Origin of the sequence: Microbacterium sp. CCH5-D1, assembly GCF_001557335.1 — a bacterium.
In the GTDB taxonomy this organism is placed as follows: Bacteria; Actinomycetota; Actinomycetes; order Actinomycetales; family Microbacteriaceae; genus Microbacterium; species Microbacterium oxydans.
Map to the genome: position 1 here is coordinate 1 of NZ_LSJW01000098.1, position 3,628 is coordinate 3,628.

3 protein-coding genes and 1 pseudogene are annotated in these 3,628 nt (G+C 71.0%); 3 read left to right on the forward strand and 1 reads right to left on the reverse strand.

The annotated features are described in order from the left end of the window. Positions 1-404, forward strand: a pseudogene (locus AX744_RS06810) (ATP-dependent DNA ligase); the annotation flags it as partial. Between the two features lie 6 nt (positions 405-410). Here the strand turns inward: AX744_RS06810 and AX744_RS06815 are convergent. Next, positions 411-1,427 (reverse strand): DinB/UmuC family translesion DNA polymerase, encoded by a 1,017-nt coding sequence (locus AX744_RS06815; RefSeq protein WP_061015958.1) that lies wholly within the window; start codon positions 1,425-1,427, stop codon positions 411-413. An 89-nt stretch (positions 1,428-1,516) separates the two neighbouring features. On the opposite strand from AX744_RS06815, the gene cmtR reads away from it, so the two are divergent. Together cmtR and AX744_RS06825 are read left to right on the forward strand one after the other, a co-directional pair. Continuing rightward, positions 1,517-1,876, forward strand: a complete 360-nt coding sequence (gene cmtR / locus AX744_RS06820; protein ID WP_007633539.1) for a Cd(II)/Pb(II)-sensing metalloregulatory transcriptional regulator CmtR — start codon at positions 1,517-1,519, stop codon at positions 1,874-1,876. Continuing rightward, positions 1,873-3,628, forward strand: a 1,756-nt coding sequence (locus AX744_RS06825) for a heavy metal translocating P-type ATPase (protein WP_197429169.1), incomplete at its 3' end; no start/stop codon positions are given. The genes cmtR and AX744_RS06825, both read left to right, overlap by 4 nt.

Genomic DNA, 3,628 nt, shown 5'->3' on the forward strand with positions numbered 1-3,628 from the left:
GTCAACGGCAGTGGGTGAAGGTGAAGCACCGGGACACTCTCGACGTCGTTTGCGGCGCGATGATCGGCTCCCTGCAGCGCCCGGAGGCGCTCGTGGTCGGGCTTCCCGTCGACGGCGAACTGCGGATCGTCGGCCGCTCCACGCCGTTGCGGGCCGCCGCTTCGCGCGCCCTCGGCCGGCTGCAGCCGCCGACGGAACCGCATCCGTGGCCGGCGCAGGTCAAACCGGGAGCCCTCGACCGATTCAACAGTGGCGGCCGCGATGTCATCGACCTGACCCTCGTCGAACCGATCGTTGTCGAGATCTCGGCCGACGTCGCCATGACCGGCCACTCCTTCCGACACGCAGTCCGATTCGTCCGCGCGCGGCCCGAGCTACCCGTCGACGAGGTGAGCGCCTCCTAGCGCCGTTCAGGCCCTTACGGTGGCCAATTCGTCCCAGTGGGTGGTAGCGCGCGGGGTGAGCATTTCCCGCTTCATCTGCCACGACGGACCCGGCCGCATCCCGCCGTAGCCGAGGCCGAGGAGATCTCGGCCTTCCTTGCGCTGCACCTTGTCGATTAGCTCGGCGATGCCCGACTCCTCGTGCGCGAAGCGGAACAGATCGAGCGGCTGGCTGACCTCTGCCGGCCGCAGGTCGGTGAGCATCAGACCGGCACGCGCGTAGCGGCCGCCGTCCTCGATCAGCGGCAGCAGGCGGTGGGCGGCGCGGGTGAGCTCGACAGGGTCGGCGGTGGGCGCCGGCAGCTTCACCAGCACTGAGGGGAAGCTGCGCTGCTCGGAGTAGTGCGACGTTCCGGCGAACGCGGTGAGCAGCTTCGCGACCTGCCGGTGGCGCACCAGGCGGGTCGCGGCCTGTTGAGCGTAGATCGACAGCGCCTGGCGCATCCCGTCGCGGGTGGTGACCTTCTCGGAGAACGACCGCGACACGATCAGCTGCTCTTTGCGGCCCGTGCGATCCTCCTCCGCAACGATCGAGGGCACCCCTCGCAGTTCCAGCGCCGTGCGCATCACCACGACGTTGAACGCCTTGCGGATGCGCACCGGGTCGGCCGCGGCGAGATCGGCGATCGAGGAGATCCCTATGGCCACCAGGCGGCGCTCAAGCCGGGACGCGATACCCCAGACCTCTGACACCGGCAGCCGGCTCATCAGGTGCTGCCGCCACTCCGGTCGGGTGGCCGGCCAGACGCAGACCCCGTCGAACGCGGCGATCTTCTTCGCCGACCTGTTCGCGAGCTTGGCCAAGGTGCGCGTTTCCGCGATCCCGACGCACACCGGCACACCGATCAGCCGGCGCAGGGTGTCCTTGATCTCCCGCCCCAGAGCGGTCATCGCGTCCGGGTCTCGCGCGATGCGCGGGCTCACCCGCAGGAAGGCCTCGTCGATGCTGTAGACCTCGAGCTCCGGGGTGAACCTCGACAGGATGGCTACTGGTAGCTCCGATTGTTGCTAAGTCGCGTATTCGAGGTCTCAACGCTCGAGGAGTGGTCAGCGGTTGCTGTATAGTTCAGTGCATGCTGACCATTGCTTCTCGCCTCGATGTCATGAACCGGCTGGGCCGGGCCATGGCTGACCCGACGCGCTCCCGGATCCTGATGACCCTGCTGGACGGCCCGAGCTACCCGGCCGTGCTCTCGCGCGAGTTGGAGCTGACGCGCTCGAACGTCTCGAACCATCTGACCTGTCTTCGCGACTGCGGGATCGTGGTCGCCGAGCCCGAGGGCCGGCAGACGCGCTACGAGATCGCCGACCCGCACCTCGCGGCGGCGCTCACGGCGCTGGTGGACGTGACGCTGGCCGTGGACGAGCACGCGCCGTGCGTGGACGCCGAGTGCACGGTGCCGGGCTGCTGCGGGACGGGAGCGGGCGCGTGAGCGCGGCGTGCGGCTGCGACGAGCCGGAGACCCAGGCCGGGGAGGGAACCGAGGAGGAGCGGGAGCGGCCGTGGTGGCGTGACCGCGGGATCATGGTCCCGGTGCTCTCCGGCGTCGCCTTCGGCACGGGCCTGGTCCTGGAATGGACGGGTGCGGAGATCCCGGCGCTGGTGGCGTTCTGGATCGGCCTGCTGCTGGGTGCGTCGACGTTCACCCCGGGCGCGGTCCGCAAGCTGTTCACGGGCAAGCTCGGCATCGGGCTGCTGATGACGATCAGCGCGGTCGGCGCGGTCATCCTCGGCTACGTCGAGGAGGCCGCGGCGTTGGCGTTCTTGTACTCGATCGCCGAGGCGCTGGAGGACAAGGCGATGGACCGCGCCCGCGGCGGGCTGCGGGCGCTGCTCAAGCTGGTCCCGGAGACCGCGACCATCCGGCAGGATGGCGCGTCCATGGAGGTCGCCGCGAAGGACCTGGCCGTTGGTCAGCTGATGCTCGTGCGTCCGGGTGAGCGGATCGCGACCGACGGGATCGTCCGCACGGGCCGGTCGAGCCTGGACACCTCGGCGATCACCGGCGAGTCCATCCCGGTGGAGGTCGAGCCCGGCGACGCGGTGTCGGCCGGGGCGATCAACACCGCCGGTGCCCTGGAGGTCGAGGCGACCGCGGCGGGCACGGACAACTCGCTGACCACGATCGTGGAGCTGGTCGAGCAGGCGCAGGCCGAGAAGGGCGACCGCGCCCGCCTCGCCGACCGCATCGCCCGTCCCCTCGTGCCCGGCGTACTGATCCTCGCCGCCCTCGTCGCGATCATCGGCTCGCTGCTCGGCGACCCGGAGCTGTGGATCACCCGCGCCCTCGTGGTGCTCGTCGCCGCGTCCCCGTGCGCGCTGGCGATCTCCGTCCCGCTGACCGTCGTCGCCGCGATCGGCTCGGCGAGCAAGTTCGGCGTGATCATCAAATCCGGTGCCGTGTTCGAACGGTTCGGCGTGATCCGCCACGTCGCCGTCGACAAGACCGGCACCCTCACCCGCAACGAGCCCGCCGTCACCGTCGTCCTCACCACGGACGGCGTGACCGAGGCGCAGGCGTTGGCGTGGGCTGCGTCGCTGGAGCAGCACAGCACCCACCCGCTGGCCGCCGCGATCACCGCCGCCGCCCCCGGAGCTCCCGCCGCCTTGGACGTGACCGAGCAGGCCGGGCACGGCATCGAAGGCAGCATCGACGGGGCCAGGGTCACAGTCGGTAGCCCCCGCTGGCTCGACGCGGGAACGCTCAAGGACCAGGTCGCGGGCCTGGAGGAGCAGGGCATGACCGTCGTGATCGTGCACCGCGACGACGCCCCGGTCGCCGCGGTCGGTGTCCGCGACGAGCTGCGCCCCGAGGTCCCAGAGGTGGTCCGCACCCTCGCCGCCCAGGGCGTCGGGGTGACCATGCTCACCGGCGACAACGCCCGCACCGCCCGGGCACTGGCCGCGCAGGCCGGGATCGAGGACGTGCGCGCCGAGCTGCGCCCGGAGGACAAGGCCACCGCGATCAGCGAACTGGGCAGGCACGGCTCGGTCGCGATGATCGGCGACGGCATCAACGACGCCCCCGCCCTGGCCGCCGCGGACATCGGCATCGCGATGGGCGCGACCGGCTCCGACGCCGCGATCGAGTCCGCCGACGTCGCCTTCACCGGCCACGACCTGCGGCTCCTCCCGCGGGCGTTCGACCACGCCCGCCGCGGCAGGCACATCATCAACCAGAACA

Coding starts and splice junctions, on each gene's coding strand:
- cmtR (WP_007633539.1), top strand. CDS start 1,517: ATGCTGACCATTGCTTCTCGCCTCGATGTCATGAACCGGCTGGGCCGG.